Origin of the sequence: Vibrio sp. EA2, assembly GCF_033042495.1 — a bacterium.
In the GTDB taxonomy this organism is placed as follows: Bacteria; Pseudomonadota; Gammaproteobacteria; order Enterobacterales; family Vibrionaceae; genus Vibrio.
Map to the genome: position 1 here is coordinate 755,600 of NZ_JAWLID010000002.1, position 16,017 is coordinate 771,616.

The window sequence follows — 16,017 nt, forward strand, 5'->3', positions numbered from 1 at the left end:
TTCACCTTACTACCATTCAATCCGTTCTAAACTTAGGTCAGCCTGGATAAATAGATGGTTTAGAGATCAATAAGAGTAAGTTCTTATTTTGAATGAGACAATCTCAACCCCTACCTGAGTATCAAGATGACTGGACACATTCCTCGTGAAATACAACACATAGATCAACTCGCGGAGCATTACCCTCAAAACATACGCCGACACCTTCTTGATGACATTTATCACAAAGGTAAATCGCTACCTATTTATGCGCTTGAATTAGGCTCAACGGAGAGCGATGCGCCATGTCTGATTTTTACTGGTGCGATTCATGGTGTTGAACGTATCGGTAGTCAGATAATTCTCGCCTTTCTAAAGAGTTTGCTAAGACAACTGGAATGGGATCGACAACTGAAACAGTCTCTCGATAACTTGCGTATCATCGCGGTGCCGTTGGTTAACCCCTGGGGAGTCGCTCTAAAAAAACGTGCAAATCACAATGGCGTGGATTTAATGCGCAATTCACCTATCAATAGTGACAACCCAATCTACCACGTTTATGCCGGACAAAGTTTTAGCTCATGCTTACCTTGGTATCGAGGAAACCCAAACCAGATGGAGCAAGAGCTACAGGTATTGTCGCGCTACGTTCTCAATTACGCTAAGCAATCTCGCACCACCATTGTTTTGGATCTGCATAGCGGGTTTGGTACTCGCGATCGGCTGTGGTTTCCTTATGCTCATCAAATCAACCCACCCAGTAATCTCGCTCAATATTATTTACTGTACAGGCTATTTCGCAAAAGCTATCCGCATTATGAGCTCTATCAGTTTGAGCCGCAGTGGCATCAATACACGACGCACGGTGATTTCTGGGATTGGATGCTGATCCAACATCAAGCACAATCAGAACATCATTTCTTGCCGCTCACCCTAGAATTAGGATCATGGCTATGGGTGAAGAAAAATCCGATTCAAATGCTGCGATTTAGTCAATTGTTTCACCCAACAAAGTCCCATCGAATTAAACGAGTCCAACGCCGCCACAGCACTTTTTTAAGCTATTTAATTCAAGTGCTTAATAATGACTTGATCGCCAACATGGATTCGAGTGTCGAAAAGAAATATACCGATAAGGCAAAAAAGCTATGGTACCGATAGTGTTACTGAGAGGGTTATTAAGAGAGAGCGGTCATTGGCAGAGTATGATCGATGCACTGACACAAACATCGCCAGAGCTTGTTCTGATCACGCCTAACGTACCGGGTAATGGAGAAAAATATCGTGAATTAAGTCCGCTTAATATTGAACAGATGCTCCCATCTATGCTCGAGCAACTCCCTAAAAATTGTCATCGCTATCACCTGGTGGCCATTTCAATGGGATCAATGCTTGCCAGCCACTGGGCACATACCCTACCCGATCAAGTTGCCAGCTTAACCCTGATCAATCCGAGTTTTTCTCGTTACAGTCCGTTTTGGCACAGAATCAACATTTATGCGCTGTTAAGCATTGGGGTTTCTCGCTTAAGAGGGAACGATGCCTTTCAAGAGTCGATTATTCGATGGACCAGCCCAACAAGTCTTCATCAACCCGAAGTGTTGGAACATCATATCAATCTCGCTCGACAACATCCGGTCAGTGTCTGTAATGCCATTCGCCAGCTTTGTGCGGCAGCGCAATTTAAAGGCCAACGTTCTCCACCAGCTTGCCCATCCCAAATTATCGTCAGTACAGCAGACAAACTCGTTGATAGCCGTTGTGGTGAGGCAATCGCTAAAGCCTGGCAAATCGAAATAGTACGTTTTGATTGTGATGCGCACGACTTACCATTGGAAAAACCACACGCACTTGCACACCACCTTCTCCATTGGCTAGCGAAAGTTGAACTCGTTACAAATTCTTCCTAATCGGATCGGTTTGATTGCGCTGCGTTTTTCTTTTAAGCATATCCCTTATTGATAACTTGGATTCGTTTCATTGATGAATAAGGGGTTTATTTCGTACCACATAGGCTCCACTTTATATGAACGAAGACAGAAACTCTGAGGTCATATGCCGTTCCCACGAATCTCCATCTTAGATCTAGCCCCCGTAGCAGAAGGCTCCAACTATTCAGAAACCTATCAAAAGTCGGTTTCCCTTGCCCAACATGCAGAAAAACTGGGGTACCACCGCTTTTGGCTTGCAGAGCATCACAACATGCCAGACATAGCCAGCGCAGCGACTTCTGTGCTGATTAGTCACATTGGCGCTCATACTCAATCCATCCGCCTCGGTTCTGGTGGTGTTATGCTTCCAAACCATGCTCCTCTGGTTATTGCAGAACAGTTTGGCACATTAGAAGCCCTGTACCCGGGGCGAATTGATCTCGGACTCGGGCGAGCACCGGGTACCGACTACCCGACTATGCATGCGCTGCGTCGAGATCCAGAAAGAATGGACCCGGACTTTACTGAATTGCTCGAGGAACTGCAGTTCTTTATGGGGCCAGTTTCTAAAGCACAGCCAGTAAAAGCCTGCCCTGGCGCAAATTCTTCGGTTCCAATTTGGTTGCTGGGCTCAAGTACCTACAGTGCACATCTTGCCGCTGTAAAAGGGTTGCCTTTTGCCTTTGCTGCTCACTTCGCGCCTGACGCTATGATGCGCGCACTGGAGATTTATCGAACGAATTTCCAACCATCCGAGCAACTTGATAAACCTTACGTCATGATTGGCGTTAACGTGGTCGTTGCCGAGAGCACTGAAGAGGCAAATTATTTAGCGACAACGGAATATCAAAAATTCTTGCAACTCATTCGCGGTGGTCAAGGTAAAATTCCTGCTCCTGTTGCCGACATGGAGCAGCTCTGGCAACCTCATGAAAAGCACCAAGTGACTCATCAGCTAAGAGAATCAATTCACGGCGATAAAGCGCTCGTATCAGACAAGATAAACTCACTGCTAGAACGTACTCAAGCGGATGAAATCATAGCCCATTCGATTATCTTTGATCATGAGAAGAAGCTACGATCTTATGAATTGCTCGCTGAACTTAGAGCCGAAAAAATACAGTAGCCAGAATCAAAAAGAGCGGCTATCCAGCCGCTCTTTTACTTACCTATGTAGAAACTATTTGTCTTCTAACATCAGCTTCACGCCAAGACCCACCAGCACAACACCGGTCGTGCCTTCCATCCAGTTCATAAAGCGCGCACTCTTAAGTAAGTTCTTCGCTGAGGTTAACGCCCCCGCTAAACCACATTGCCAAACCATTGCGATAACGAAATGGACTGCCGCCATAAAGGTCGACTGTAAAAATGCCGAGCCTTCTGGGTTGATAAATTGCGGTAAAAACGCGAGATAAAAAACGGCGGTTTTCGGGTTTAACACATTTGACAAGAAGCCCTCCCTCAAGGAACGAGTGAAACTGAACTCGTGACGGGTAATCCCCCTAGAAGCATCTTGTGGTGCTGCCGTGTTGTTCCATAAGCCTTTAAGCGTCGTAAAGCCTAAGTAGATAAGGTAAGCCGCACCGACCATCTTAACCAGATGGAATAGCTCTGCTGACTGAGCAAGGATCGCAGAAATACCGATCGCGGAAAATGTTGCGTGAACAAACAGCCCCAGGCAAATGCCGAGACTCGTTACGGCCCCATCAGTAAAACCACTACGCGATGAGTTACGAATAACTAACGCAGTATCCAATCCCGGAGTGAGCGTCAGTATAGTTATAGCGATTAAAAACGCTTCAAAATTGTGTATCAAGCTTACATCCACCAAGCAAAGAGAAAAACTTCTCCCTTATTGTCATATTTGCGCTGTTATTTCAATGAATTTTGATGACTCACCCGAAAATTCCTATCACAATTGTTTATAAAACAGATTGGAATGAATCTAACTTTCTGCGCGAATAACTTGGTAAGCCCGTATAGGGTTGGTAAACTTTTGTTTTCTCTATAGTCATGGAAGGCGACACATGAGCGCATTCGAAAAACTCAAAAAACACTCACTAAAAATCTCACACTTTCAACATCTCGCGGCAATTTGCGGCTGGGACCAAGCGGCGGTCATGCCTAATGGTGGTAGCCAGGCTCGCTCAGAAGCCATGGCAGAGTTGTATGTACACATGCACAACTTACAAACTCAACCGCAACTCAGCGACTGGTTTGCGCAGGCTGAGCAAGAGTCACTAAACACGCAGGATAGCGCGACACTGCGAGAGCTAAAACGTAACTGGCAGCAAGCAAATGTTCTGCCCGAAGATCTGGTTCAGGCAAAATCGCTTGCGGGTTCAAAATGTGAACATGCCTGGCGTACACAGCGAGGTGAAAACGATTGGCAAGGATTTGAAAGGAACTGGGCCGAAGTCGTAAAACTGTCTCAGGAAGAAGCTCAAATTCGTGCTGAAGTCACTGGGCTGTCTGCCTATGATGCGATGCTTGATATCTATGAACCGGGCACAACCACTGCATCATTAGATGTGTTGTTCAGCGACGTCAAAACTTGGTTACCAGAAACGATCAATCAAGCGATTGAGAATCAATCTGCGGAAAAATTCATTGAGCCAAAAGGTACCTTCTCGAGCGAGACACAAAAAGCGCTTGGTTTGGATATCATGAAGCTGCTTCAATTCGATTTTGAACATGGCCGACTCGACGAAAGTGTCCACCCATTTTGTGGTGGGGTTCCCACGGATGTTCGTATCACCACACGCTATGATGAAAGCGAATTTGTTCAATCTCTGATGGGTATTGTTCACGAGACAGGTCATGCTCGCTATGAGCAAGGCTTACCGAAATCTCTCGCGGGTTTACCGTCTGGTCAGGCGCGCTCAATGGGCATCCACGAATCTCAATCTCTATTCTTTGAGATGCAGATTGGTCGCAGTAATGCATTTATTGAACACTTGTCTCTTCTGGCTGGTCAACACTTCGCTGGTCACGACCCTAAGCTATTCTCACAAGAAAATTTCCAAAAGCTCTATACGCGTGTAAAGAAAGACTTTATCCGCGTGGATGCCGATGAGCTTACCTACCCTGCTCATGTGATTCTGCGCTATGAGATAGAACGAGACTTAATGAATGGTGCCATCAAGCATACTGATGTACCGGAGTTATGGGATCAGAAAATGCAAACCTACCTGGGCTTGTCGACCAAAGACAACTTTAAAAACGGTTGTATGCAGGACATCCATTGGACAGACGGCGCATTTGGTTACTTCCCGAGTTACACATTGGGCGCTATGTATGCGGCTCAGTATATGGCGGCGATGAAGAAAACAGTAGACGTTGATGGCGCGATACAGAGTGGCGATCTTACGCCTATCTTCAACTGGCTGTCAGATAATATTTGGAGTAAAGGTAGTCTCTTGACCACTGAAGAGTTAGTGAAGCAAGCGACAGGTGAAGCGCTAAATCCAGCCCATTTCAAACAGCATCTTATCCATCGCTATCTATAAAAAATAAATAATTAGGTGTCCTACTGGGCACCTAACCTAGAAACAATAACAAAGTGTCGTTTATTCAAATTGAAATTATGATTACAAAAGCGTCAGTAAAATAAGGAATCCCATGAAATTTGCAATGTTAGGTGCGGGAGGCATCGGTTGTTATTTTGCAGCCCGACTGATTGCTGCCGGCCATGAATGTGTATTAGTCGCGAGGGGTGAGCACTTAGATGCATTACAAAGCAATGGGTTGAGCCTTGAGCATCCTGATTTTCAGTATCATGGCTCAGTTGAAAGCACCGACGTTGCGGGGTTATGTCAGGAATATGCTTGTGACAGTTTTGATTTATTAATCCTAGGAGCAAAAAGTGGTGCAACAGCCTCAATGCTCGATGAAATGAAAGCTTGGTTAGCACAAGGAAATACGCCAGTTTTGTCGATTCAAAATGGTGTCACCAATGAGGAATTCATTGAACGACAGATTGGCCGGGAACGAACAATTGGTGGGCTGGGAAATTATATCAGTGGTCATATCGAAAGCCCGGGCCATATTAAAGTGCAAGGAGCAGGACAAATTGAATTTGGCGCCTGGCCGAATATGGAAAGTAATCCGACAATGGCTGAGTTTTGTCATACATTAGAGACTGTTTTTATTGATGCCGGTATACAGACTCGTCTTTACGATGATGTTCGTTATGCGCTATGGCGCAAACTCGTTTTGAATAATGGTGTCAATCCTCTGACCGCATTGACCGCGCAAAAAACCGGCCTAATCACCACCGATCCGATTTTAAGTCGTACAGTTCGTGCGATGATGGAAGAGACAGCCAGAGCGGCAAATGTGGCTGGCGTAAAAATATCTGCCCGTGATGTAGAAGAAATGTTTGACTTGATCAGCAATTTTGGAGACATCAAAACGTCCATGCAAGTCGACATGGAACGTGGCCGTAGTTTGGAAGTCAACGAAATTTGTGGCCCTGTGATTGAATATTGCCGAAAAATCAGTCAGCCCGCAGAAACGACGGAACTGATTTACAGGTTACTGATCAACGCCGATGAACTAGCAATAAAGCCCATACAACTCTGTCGCTAACATTCGGCCTCATATTGAAAACACATGCGCGGCCAGAACTCCCACTAGTTAGAAAAGGACATTAGATGATGTCCTTTTCTCTTATCCGTTTAGGCTCTTTGTTCAGCAATGGCTTTCGCACTTCGATCAAGCGTCAGTTGAATGCGTTCACACATACCCGCCAAGATGTCTTTCTGTTCCGGTAAAAAATCAAATTCATCTAATCTCGATAACAGTGACGCATTCGCAAGCTGGAATACTGGGTCTTCTTTGCCATGAAAAGCGTTGAGGTACGCGTTAGCCAGCGACTCCTGCCAATAGGTCAGATGTGAATCCAAATCCCGGTCAGCCACTCTTCGTACAATACGATGCAAACGCATGGATACATGACCAAGGTTTAATCCCGTTAATGCCAGATCGGTAATGTTTCGCTCTGAATATAGTGCTTTATCGTAAGTCGAAATCCTTAATAACCGATCCCCCATACGCGCATTAAACCACTGCTCTGGTGCGGAGTGTTTGTCCATATCAACAAGATCACGCTGAGTCGTTCGCATTAGTCGCGTCAACATAAGTGGCAAGCTTGGGCCTGTGACTAACTTGAAAATCCAGTACAGCACCGTTACACCAACAAAGATAGCCATTCCATTACTGATCGTCGTGCTGACGGTTAATGAGCGAGTCATATCTGTACTGGGCATAACGAAAATTGTAAACGGGATACAGATCCCAAGGCCATATGGCAAGGTCGCCCGACTCGCTAACGCCAGAAGACCTAAGAAATAAGGGCCAGCCAAAATGAGCACGAGCAATTCAAAATCTTTACTGCTTGCCGCTACTAAAGGTAACGCATAAAAAATTGCCAAAGGTAAGGCGATAACGATACCCACCAATAGCCGCTTCAACACTGTGGTAAGAATAGCCATAGGTAAGCGAGCCATCATGATAGAAAACACGACAGGCAGTATCATGATCATAATGACGGAGGATGACCCCGTCCCCACCCAAAGCCCAGCGCCAACCAAAAAGAGCAACACGCTACGAAGCCCGGTAGTAATGCCGACCAAAGGATCACGATGGCTTTGAAAACTAGGCGCATTCAAATTGGTCGTCTCTTTGCTGGAGAGCTTGGCATAGCCTTTGAGAACCAGTATTAACTCAGCGCTTAACTCGAGAGAGATCTTGAGTAGACGTTTTTGCAACGGTGTTTTTTCACTCACCTGATTCGCATATTCCATCTGCTCCCGGCGTAATGACTGGGCAATCACATAGCACTCGTCGTAATCTCGCGAGGTTGCCATTTTGGTAAAACTCTCGCGCATCTTATCCAGCACTGGCTCTAGAACCTCTCCGACAAGCTCCGGATGTCGACGTTGCAAACGGCCAAAAATTTGCACCAAAGCCAACAGGGATAGCACACTGTTAGCTATAGCATTGGCTGCCTTGCTTTGGCCTAAACCTTCCGGCCCTTCAAAACTCACAGCGCTTGAGTCATCGCTAAGAGCGGTGACGGATTCAAGTATGCTATCAATCTTTTTATGGCGTTCCTCATGCGAACCATTTTTATCCAGCTCAATGGTTAAATAACCTAACGTCTGGTTAATCACGTTCTTGGCATTTACCACTAAGCCATCTTTCACTTTCACGGGCCAGATCAACTTACTGACCAGAGTGGCACAGATAACACCAATAACAATTTCACTGATTCGGGCCTGTGCAATAGCAAAAACACGCTGACTGCTGGCCAACTCCGGCTGTATCATCACTAATAAGCAGACTAAGCATGCTGTCATTCCTGCCATCGCAAAGGCATATACTAGGTTTTGCCGGCGCACCATGGCTGATAGCCCTGAGTTAATGCCTAACCAAAGCGCCAACAAGCCGAGTGCTATTTCAGGGTAAGGGGCAAACCATTGAAGAATGGTGATACCAACAATGCCGCCGACCAGAGTACCAATAATCTGGTACATGCCTTTCTCGACAACCAGACCGCCTTGAGGACGAATTTGCAGAAATATCGCACCAATTAATGCCCAATACGGTCGGTCTAGATTGAGGAACATGGCGATGTACAGAGACAAAGCCATCGCAATCACGCCTTTGATAGCAAACTTTATCGCCTGTTTATCAGGGAAAAATAGACTATTAAACAGTGCTTGCATGGTTACTGAGCGTTCTCATCTAAATGAATAGACACGGTCATCCCGGCACTCAGATTAAGATCGTCAGGATAATCATCCAATTGGATATCTACCGGGATTCGTTGCGCTAAGCGAACCCAGTTAAAGGTTTGCTGAATCTGAGGTAGAAGTTGGCTGTTACTACTCGTGTTACTATCAGCAATCGCTTCACCAATACTCGTCACGGTTCCGGTTAGTGCTTTACCACCGCTCATTAAGGTAACTCTTGCCTTTTGGCCAAGCTTAATCAGTGGGATTTTAGTTTCTTCAAAGTAACCGGTAACGTAAAACGAGTTGGCTTTCACTAAGGAAAGTACGGATTTACCCTGACTGACATAGTTACCCTCCCGAAGACTCAAATTGATGATGTTGCCATCTGCAGGGGCTTTTATAATGGTACGATCCAGGTTGATCTGTGCACTGGCAAGCTGGGCCTGAGCCAGTTTGTAGTTCGATTTAGCCAACTCTGTCGTGATTCGTGCACTTTCCGCCGTTTCCTCACTCACCATCTGTTGATTGGTTAACGTCTTACGGCGAGCGTACTGATGCTTTGCTAATTCCCAGGCAAATTTCTTATTTTCAACTTGCGCTTCGAGTTCCGCAATCGTCGCTTTATAACGAGTATCGTCGACAGTAAAAATAACATCGCCTTTTTTGACCTCCTGATTATCACTGACCTCAATGTCATTGACCCAACCAGAAACATCCGGAGCAATCGTTATTACATGCGCCCTTATTCGTCCATCGCGGGTCCACGGAGAATATAAATAGTGTTGCCAAATCCAATGGCCAAGAACAACGGCAACAGCCAAAGTCGCCAGTGTGAGGGAGATACGAAAGAATTTTCCCATAGATGATTAGCTCCCAAATAGATAAATAACTAACGCGAGATAACAGACATACAAGCTGACTTCAAACCAAGGTGCCTTCCACAACTTTGCGTATAAACCTGATTTATGCAGCACAAAACGCGTACTCCATGACAGTAAAAAAGCAAGAGGCATAAAAACCACCAACGGGCTAAACAGAAGCCCGGCGAAAGATAACTCGTCAAACATAGGGCATGGTTCTCAACTTTTTGGTGTTGGCTTGATTAAAACAGTTTGTTAGAAAAGTTTAGTCTATTTACTATACAAGCCAATGAAAGTGAAAAACATAACTAATTAAACAGGTTAGCGATCACTGGCTTTAACAACGAACTTTCTGTCGCCGTCGTGATCATAGGTGCTATGATCGGGTTCGCTCTGGTGAAACTGGAACTGACGCCGGGATAGTTAAATAAACTAACAAAGGATGCTAAATGACTCAACTTACACTTCCACACTGTGAAAGAAATAAGCACCCTATTCTTGAACAGCTTTTGGTGCACTTTAAGTCATCACAACATGTACTGGAAATTGGATCAGGAAACGGCCAGCATGCGGTATTTTTTGCAGAACACCTCCCACACCTTACCTGGTACACCAGTGAAATGCCGGAAAACCATGCAGGTATACACAACTGGCTTCATCATACATCCCTGCCCAATATCGTCCCGCCATTGGAATTCACTATTGGCGAAGATCCCTGGCCAAAACTCACTATTGATGCCGTATTTACCGCGAATACCACGCACATTATGCAGCCTGAAGAAGCAAAACAAATGATGAAGCTCATTTCTTTTAATCTTCCAGAAAATGGCATTTTTTGCCAATATGGGCCGATGAAAGTAGACGGCAAATTTACCAGCAGCAGTAATCAGGAATTTGATCGCCAATTAAAGCAGAATGGTTTCGGAGGAATTCAGGATATCAATGACTTAGCTAGCTGGGCTGACAACCTAACGTTGATAGAAAAAGTCCCAATGCCAGCGAATAACTTTTTATTAGTGTGGAAAGCTTAAAACCCGGTTAATAAGAGTAGTTCAGACCACATCTGTAGCCTGTACCGTAAACCTAGACAGTCAAAAATAAGAGGGTTCAGCTAGCTCGCCTTTTTGTTGGTAGGGGTGGTGCTGAGAATGCTCGCAGCACCGTTTTAGACAATAGCCGTCGATGAAACTCGACTCTATTAAATGCCAATGGCCCAAAGGTCGTAGAAACCAATGCGACCCGCAATTTCACCAACTACAATCAGCACAGATGCAAAAATCAGCTCAGATGCAAAGGCTACCAAACGTGCATAATGGTAATCCACGACTCAGAAATAACAACCAAGGTAGATTTCAACGCTCGAAGTAACTCACTAGCTCATTGCCGGGATTAATTGAGGGTTATACAAACACGCTTCACCTTGTGGCCTGGTTTTAAAACGACGATGCAACCACATGTATTGACTAGGGCTGGCCATTATAGACTCTTCAACAATTTTATTGATAAAAATCGCCGCATTGTTAGTGTCGCCTTTGGGGAATCCGTCAACTGGCTCTCTGATGGTTAACGTGTAGTGTCCATCATCCCCTCTTACCATAGTAAACGGTACGATGGCACAATCTGTTGCATCCACCAGCAAACTTGTCCCTGTTGTTGTACACGCGTTTTTTACCGCAAACAAAGGTGCAAAGGTCGATCTTCTGGTTCCATAATCATGGTCTGGTGCATACCACACTCGATGCCCTGAGTTCAGAGCTTCCAGCATACCCCTGACGTTTTTACGACCAATCAAAGTACGGTTAGAGCGAGAGCGTCCTTTGTATTGAAAATAGTCAAAACATGGATTGTTATTCGGCCGATAAACACCTGTGCCTGATTTTTTAATACCAAACGCACGTGCACCTAGCTCTAAATTCATAGAGTGGACAGCAAGCATTAATACCCCTTTCCCCTCCTGTTCTAACGCTTCTAGGTGTTCCATTCCTTGTATTGTGACATGCTTATTAACTCTCTTGTCTGACCAAAACCAAGCCATTGCTGTCTCAAACAGGGCGATACCAGAGTTATCGATATTTGCGTTAAAAATTGCCTCGCGTTCACTTTCCTGCATGGATGGAAAGCAGAGTTCAAGATTTCGTTTAATGGTGATTTGGCGCTTTTTCATGATTCGCATCGCTAAGCGACCTATATTACGCCCTAAAACCAGTTGAAGTTTAAATGGAAGAAGGCTCAGTAAATACATTAGCCCGATGGTAAGTAAGGTTCCCCAATAGCGAGGCAGAAGAAATTTAGCCTCAAATTTAGGCTTTTGTTGTTTGATCATGAGAATATCATCAGATGTATCCATCTATAAGTGATTAAAAATTCGAAGATAATTGCATGTACATTTATCATTGATTACGCGTACTACAAAATTCCAGCACGCGTATTTTATGGTTCTTCGACACACTACACAGTAAAACCATTACAGAATTAGGAAGGGTATGTGAACGCGCTAATGGCGATAAGGCACGTTAACATTGAATAGAGCAATTAATCTACTGACTTTTCAGAACTTTTGCACAAACAGAACTTTCCTACCCCAAAAATGCGGCAAGCAGGAAAATCGCAACAAACATTATCGCTATCAGTTTCAACAAATAAGATATTTTTCCAGAGCCTCCATTAGGCGCATTATTACAACATCCCACGGCAATCTCCTTTGGATTCAACGACTGATATAGGACAACTGTAGACCCTCCCCTTGGGACAAGGTCAATAGAATTGAAGTCTGGAAATGAAGGGTTGGAACAATAGTAGGAAACGATGCCGCGCTCACAGAAGGGGCGACGGCAACGTCAAAGTTAGGTGTTTAATGCAGCGTTTTATCCGCCTTATGGTGCTCTTCAGAAATAACAAAGTAGATATGCATATCAATAGGCTCTGGCGTGTTAAGTAGCATCTTCCCAACTTCACGTTGAAAGTGTCTATAATCACCAAGCGCGTCGGTTAAACCTAATTGCTGATAGCTCGATTCACTGCTAAACATGCCGTAAGCATACTGGTGATCGTTAAGATCTTTTTGTTTATCGTAACCAAGTTGTAGTAATGCAAAATCAATTTCATCGGGAGCGTACGTGCTTTTATCGCCAAACTTACTAAGCAATATACTGGGAACTTCTTGAGCGATGCTCTGAATTTTCGTTTTTCGCTTAAAAATACCGAACATAGTGTCCTCCAATGACGATTCATCTCAAACGGCATATCACCGTGTCGTTTGGAGATGGATAAGTTTTACATGACTCGAATTTTTCTACTCTGTCATTAAAGCCATATTAGCGTGATCACATAATGACCTTCAAATGAAGTTAGATGTGTTGCAACGATGTCTCATCAAAAATTCTGATTCAGTCACAATTAGCCAGCAATGAGCATATTTCAGGCGCTAAAACGCGAGAAGGTATTTATTGTCCATATCCTTGAGCAGGCATTAAACTTGTTTAAAGTCACATTTCGTATCGACATCTAAATCGATTTGAGTTAGCTTTAGATGTATAGACGTCTAGATGACTAGAATTAGGGAGAGATAGTCGTGCCAATTAGAATTCCAGATCAATTACCTGCAACTGACATACTAAGGACAGAAAACATCTTCGTGATGAGCGAGACTCGAGCGGCAAGTCAGGAGATTCGTCCGTTGCGAGTACTGATTCTGAATTTGATGCCTAAGAAGATCGAAACGGAAACACAGTTTTTACGTTTGCTCTCGAACAGTCCTCTTCAAGTCAATGTCGAGTTACTACGAATTGATGACCGTCCGAGTAAAAACACGCCAACCGAACACCTCGATAATTTTTATCGTCAATTCGAGATGGTCAAAAATAAAAATTTTGATGGCTTAATTATTACGGGAGCCCCACTCGGCCTAGTCCAATTTGAAGATGTACTTTACTGGGACCATTTAAAAACGATCATGGAGTGGGCGAAAGATCATGTGACTTCTACCCTTTATGTTTGTTGGGCAGCACAAGCCGGGTTGAAATTGCTTTACGACTTGCCGAAAAAAACGCGTAAAGAGAAGCTTTCAGGTGTTTATCACCACCAAATTCATAATCAATTCCACCCAATTTTGCGCGGCTTTGATGACACGTTTTTGGCGCCACACTCTCGCTATGCAGACTTTTCACCTCACTTCCTTGAGGAACATACCGACCTGGAGATATTAGCGACATCTGACGTGGCTGGCGTTTACCTAGCGACCACAAAAGATAAACGAAATGTATTTGTAACCGGTCACCCTGAGTATGACTCTCATACTCTCCACAATGAGTACATTCGTGATTTGGGTGAAGGAATGGAGCCCGCCATTCCGGTCAATTACTACCCGAACAACAACCCGGACAACCCGCCGACAGCAAGCTGGCGAAGCCATGGACATTTACTGTTCGCAAACTGGCTTAACTACTGTGTTTACCAACAGACACCGTACGATCTTGATCATTTCAGTGAGTCTGCTTTCACTAAAGACGATTAAATCAAAGGGTTAACTTTGAGAACCAAGCCGCCTTATGGCGGCTTTTTCATATCAGTTTGCAAACCCGATCGCATAGTAATTTTTCGCTAATAGGTTTTTATCTCGCAGTTCTTATCATGCTTTGAGATTTAGGGATGTAGGGACGGGAAATGAAAACGATTAAGCTGGGTGTACTTTTGCTGGTGACTCAATTTTCACTACTGGGATGCGTTACCGTCAAACAAGACGGCTCTCCGATCGTTAAACCTGATCCGTTAGCGATGGCAGAGTCGCGTATCGCTCTCGGTTTGGGTTATCTGAAAAGTAGCAGCACTATTCGTGCTCATGACAATTTGCAGCAAGCTCTTACCCATGCCCCCAACTACTACCGCGCACAGCTTTCCCTGGCACACTATTATGAGATCGTTGGTGAAGAATCAAAAGCGAAAGAGATGTATCAACGAGCCCTTCGTCAACATCCCAAAAACGGTAACGTGCTCAATAACTACGGAACATTTTTGTGTAAACGCGGCGAACATAAAAAGGCCGATCTCATGTTTACACGAGCCATTGAGCAACCCTACTACTATTTAATCCCCGCAAGTTACGAAAACGCGGCTTTCTGTGCGCTTAAATCACAAGACAGAGACAAAGCGAAATATTACTTTACTCGTGCTATCGACCACGATCCTCACCGACCAAAATCCATACTGCAACTCGCAAAACTGGAAATTGATGCCGGTGAGTTTACCGACGCAAGAATCAGGTTAATGCGCTTCAATCAAATGTATGGCGTAAAGAAACCATCATTACAACTCATGGTAGAACTTGAACGTCTAGCTGGAAATGAGGCTCTAGAACAAAGGTACAGAACACAACTCGAGCAAATGTCATCGATTAACTGAACCGGATTAGAAATCCATGATTTCTGTATGGATGGAGACTTGGAGTAATATCACACCTCTTTTGCTGTTCAGTCAAAGTATTTAACTATTGAGTTAGACGAGGTACGACTTCATTTACATTGTTGCTAGTTTTTATGTTGATCTGCACTTTTCTGCTTCATTTTGAGTTGCTTATCTTTGCGCCTTAACGCTCTAAAAAATTTCGACTCTTCGTGATACCAACCTAATACGCTAATAGGGAATCCCACCAGCATCATGATAAATAAATCCGCTGGCAACTGTTCAATGATATCCATAAAGGAGTGCAAGTCGCCAAAAATGAATAAACCAATTACTTTACCGACCAGCAACGCACAACAAATCATAAAAAACGACTTTAAGATGTAGTGCCATTTGCCTTTTTTACGTTCCTCTTTCCAGTAACTATATTTGTGCTCGCGGTTATACATCTCCCCTCCATACGTGACATTGTCACTCAGCACATAACCACTTGGTTTCAGTGCGCCACAGCACTTTAAGCATAGTGTGAATAACAAGGCATTGCTGTCCAAACCAGCCGATCAGCCTAAATATTTTGGACAGCGTTATGGAGAGCATGAAGCGATGCAGGCTAGTGAATAAACAAGTTGTAACCCAAGCCTTTGCTCATACAGGGTTAACCAGATGCGATGTGGTTATTGCTTTCTAAACACCCAGACAGGGCCAATGAGAAGAAATTGTAAGTCTTCGTAAAATGAAGGCTTGGTTCCTTCTATTTTGTGCCCGATGAATTGCAACATCCAGAGAACACCAAAAATAAGTAAAGAGATATATAGAACCGGAAGTTGGAGCACTTCCAATGACCAGATTAAGCCAATACACGCCAATGTATAGCCCAGCATCATCATGAAGACACTGAGAGACAACCGGTAATAAAATATCCAAACAGGAATGACGGCTAACCATACCCAATTTATTTGATAACCGACGATAGACAATTGAGGAATCGACCAAATTAACCCAACGACAGAAAGATAAATGCCGGGCACGGCTATCGCGTGAATTTTTCGATTGATTGGGTTTTGATGACTTTCCCCATAGGCTTTAAGCCAGTCAGATAGTGCTCGCATA

General features: G+C 44.2%; 16 protein-coding genes. 8 read left to right on the plus strand and 8 right to left on the minus strand.

Annotation, left to right across the window (positions count from 1 at the left end; translation table 11 throughout):
• Positions 1-126: 126 nt before the first annotated feature.
• The 3 genes from RXX31_RS07740 to RXX31_RS07750 all read left to right on the plus strand — a co-directional run bounded on the left by RXX31_RS07740 (position 127) and on the right by RXX31_RS07750 (position 3,036).
• Entirely contained in the window at positions 127-1,140 is a 1,014-nt protein-coding gene (locus tag RXX31_RS07740) for a DUF2817 domain-containing protein (RefSeq protein WP_317588520.1), read from the plus strand.
• Complete coding sequence (locus RXX31_RS07745) at positions 1,128-1,889, plus strand: alpha/beta hydrolase (RefSeq protein ID WP_317588521.1); 762 nt, start codon at positions 1,128-1,130, stop codon at positions 1,887-1,889. Before RXX31_RS07740 ends, RXX31_RS07745 begins: the two co-directional genes overlap by 13 nt.
• A gap of 145 nt (positions 1,890-2,034) precedes the next feature.
• The gene (locus tag RXX31_RS07750) at positions 2,035-3,036 is read left to right on the plus strand and encodes an LLM class flavin-dependent oxidoreductase (protein ID WP_317588522.1); all 1,002 of its coding nucleotides are present in this window, start codon (positions 2,035-2,037) and stop codon (positions 3,034-3,036) included.
• Between the two features lie 54 nt (positions 3,037-3,090).
• On the opposite strand, the gene RXX31_RS07755 is transcribed toward RXX31_RS07750, so the two are convergent.
• Positions 3,091-3,726, minus strand: coding sequence for a LysE family translocator (locus RXX31_RS07755; protein WP_317588523.1), 636 nt, complete (start codon positions 3,724-3,726; stop codon positions 3,091-3,093).
• 211 nt (positions 3,727-3,937) lie between these two features.
• Between RXX31_RS07755 and RXX31_RS07760 the strand changes: the two genes are divergently transcribed.
• Complete coding sequence (locus RXX31_RS07760; RefSeq protein WP_317588524.1) at positions 3,938-5,419, plus strand: carboxypeptidase M32; 1,482 nt, start codon at positions 3,938-3,940, stop codon at positions 5,417-5,419.
• A gap of 112 nt (positions 5,420-5,531) precedes the next feature.
• A complete protein-coding gene (locus tag RXX31_RS07765; RefSeq protein ID WP_317588525.1) occupies positions 5,532-6,500 on the plus strand; it encodes a 2-dehydropantoate 2-reductase in 969 nt (322 codons plus the stop codon).
• 89 nt (positions 6,501-6,589) lie between these two features.
• On the opposite strand, the gene RXX31_RS07770 is transcribed toward RXX31_RS07765, so the two are convergent.
• From RXX31_RS07770 to RXX31_RS07780, 3 genes are read right to left on the minus strand one after another with little or no spacing between them, the layout of a single operon-like run.
• On the minus strand, positions 6,590-8,641 hold the full coding sequence (locus RXX31_RS07770; protein WP_317588526.1) for an FUSC family protein: 2,052 nt from the start codon (positions 8,639-8,641) through the stop codon (positions 6,590-6,592).
• A gap of 2 nt (positions 8,642-8,643) precedes the next feature.
• On the minus strand, positions 8,644-9,510 hold the full coding sequence (locus tag RXX31_RS07775; RefSeq protein WP_317588529.1) for an HlyD family secretion protein: 867 nt from the start codon (positions 9,508-9,510) through the stop codon (positions 8,644-8,646).
• Positions 9,511-9,516: 6 nt separating this feature from the next.
• Positions 9,517-9,717 carry a DUF1656 domain-containing protein gene (locus RXX31_RS07780; protein ID WP_317588530.1) on the minus strand — a complete coding sequence of 67 codons (201 nt, stop codon included), beginning with the start codon at positions 9,715-9,717 and terminating at the stop codon, positions 9,517-9,519.
• A gap of 242 nt (positions 9,718-9,959) precedes the next feature.
• Here RXX31_RS07780 and RXX31_RS07785 point away from each other — a divergent pair, with 242 nt between their 5' ends.
• Entirely contained in the window at positions 9,960-10,541 is a 582-nt protein-coding gene (locus RXX31_RS07785) for a DUF938 domain-containing protein (protein WP_317588531.1), read from the plus strand.
• A 341-nt stretch (positions 10,542-10,882) separates the two neighbouring features.
• Here RXX31_RS07785 and RXX31_RS07790 read toward each other — a convergent pair whose 3' ends face one another.
• Positions 10,883-11,833 carry an LpxL/LpxP family Kdo(2)-lipid IV(A) lauroyl/palmitoleoyl acyltransferase gene (locus RXX31_RS07790; protein ID WP_317588532.1) on the minus strand — a complete coding sequence of 317 codons (951 nt, stop codon included), beginning with the start codon at positions 11,831-11,833 and terminating at the stop codon, positions 10,883-10,885.
• Between the two features lie 528 nt (positions 11,834-12,361).
• On the minus strand, positions 12,362-12,718 hold the full coding sequence (locus RXX31_RS07795) for a hypothetical protein (protein WP_317588533.1): 357 nt from the start codon (positions 12,716-12,718) through the stop codon (positions 12,362-12,364).
• A 363-nt stretch (positions 12,719-13,081) separates the two neighbouring features.
• On the opposite strand from RXX31_RS07795, the gene metA reads away from it, so the two are divergent.
• Positions 13,082-14,023 (plus strand): homoserine O-succinyltransferase MetA, encoded by a 942-nt coding sequence (metA, locus tag RXX31_RS07800; RefSeq protein WP_317588534.1) that lies wholly within the window; start codon positions 13,082-13,084, stop codon positions 14,021-14,023.
• 149 nt (positions 14,024-14,172) lie between these two features.
• Positions 14,173-14,907 carry a type IV pilus biogenesis/stability protein PilW gene (gene pilW, locus RXX31_RS07805; protein WP_317588535.1) on the plus strand — a complete coding sequence of 245 codons (735 nt, stop codon included), beginning with the start codon at positions 14,173-14,175 and terminating at the stop codon, positions 14,905-14,907.
• Between the two features lie 125 nt (positions 14,908-15,032).
• On the opposite strand, the gene RXX31_RS07810 is transcribed toward pilW, so the two are convergent.
• Both RXX31_RS07810 and RXX31_RS07815 read right to left on the minus strand, forming a co-directional pair.
• Positions 15,033-15,356, minus strand: a complete 324-nt coding sequence (locus RXX31_RS07810) for a hypothetical protein (RefSeq protein WP_317588536.1) — start codon at positions 15,354-15,356, stop codon at positions 15,033-15,035.
• A gap of 225 nt (positions 15,357-15,581) precedes the next feature.
• Entirely contained in the window at positions 15,582-16,016 is a 435-nt protein-coding gene (locus RXX31_RS07815) for a DUF962 domain-containing protein (protein ID WP_243974059.1), read from the minus strand.
• Position 16,017: the final 1 nt, after the last annotated feature.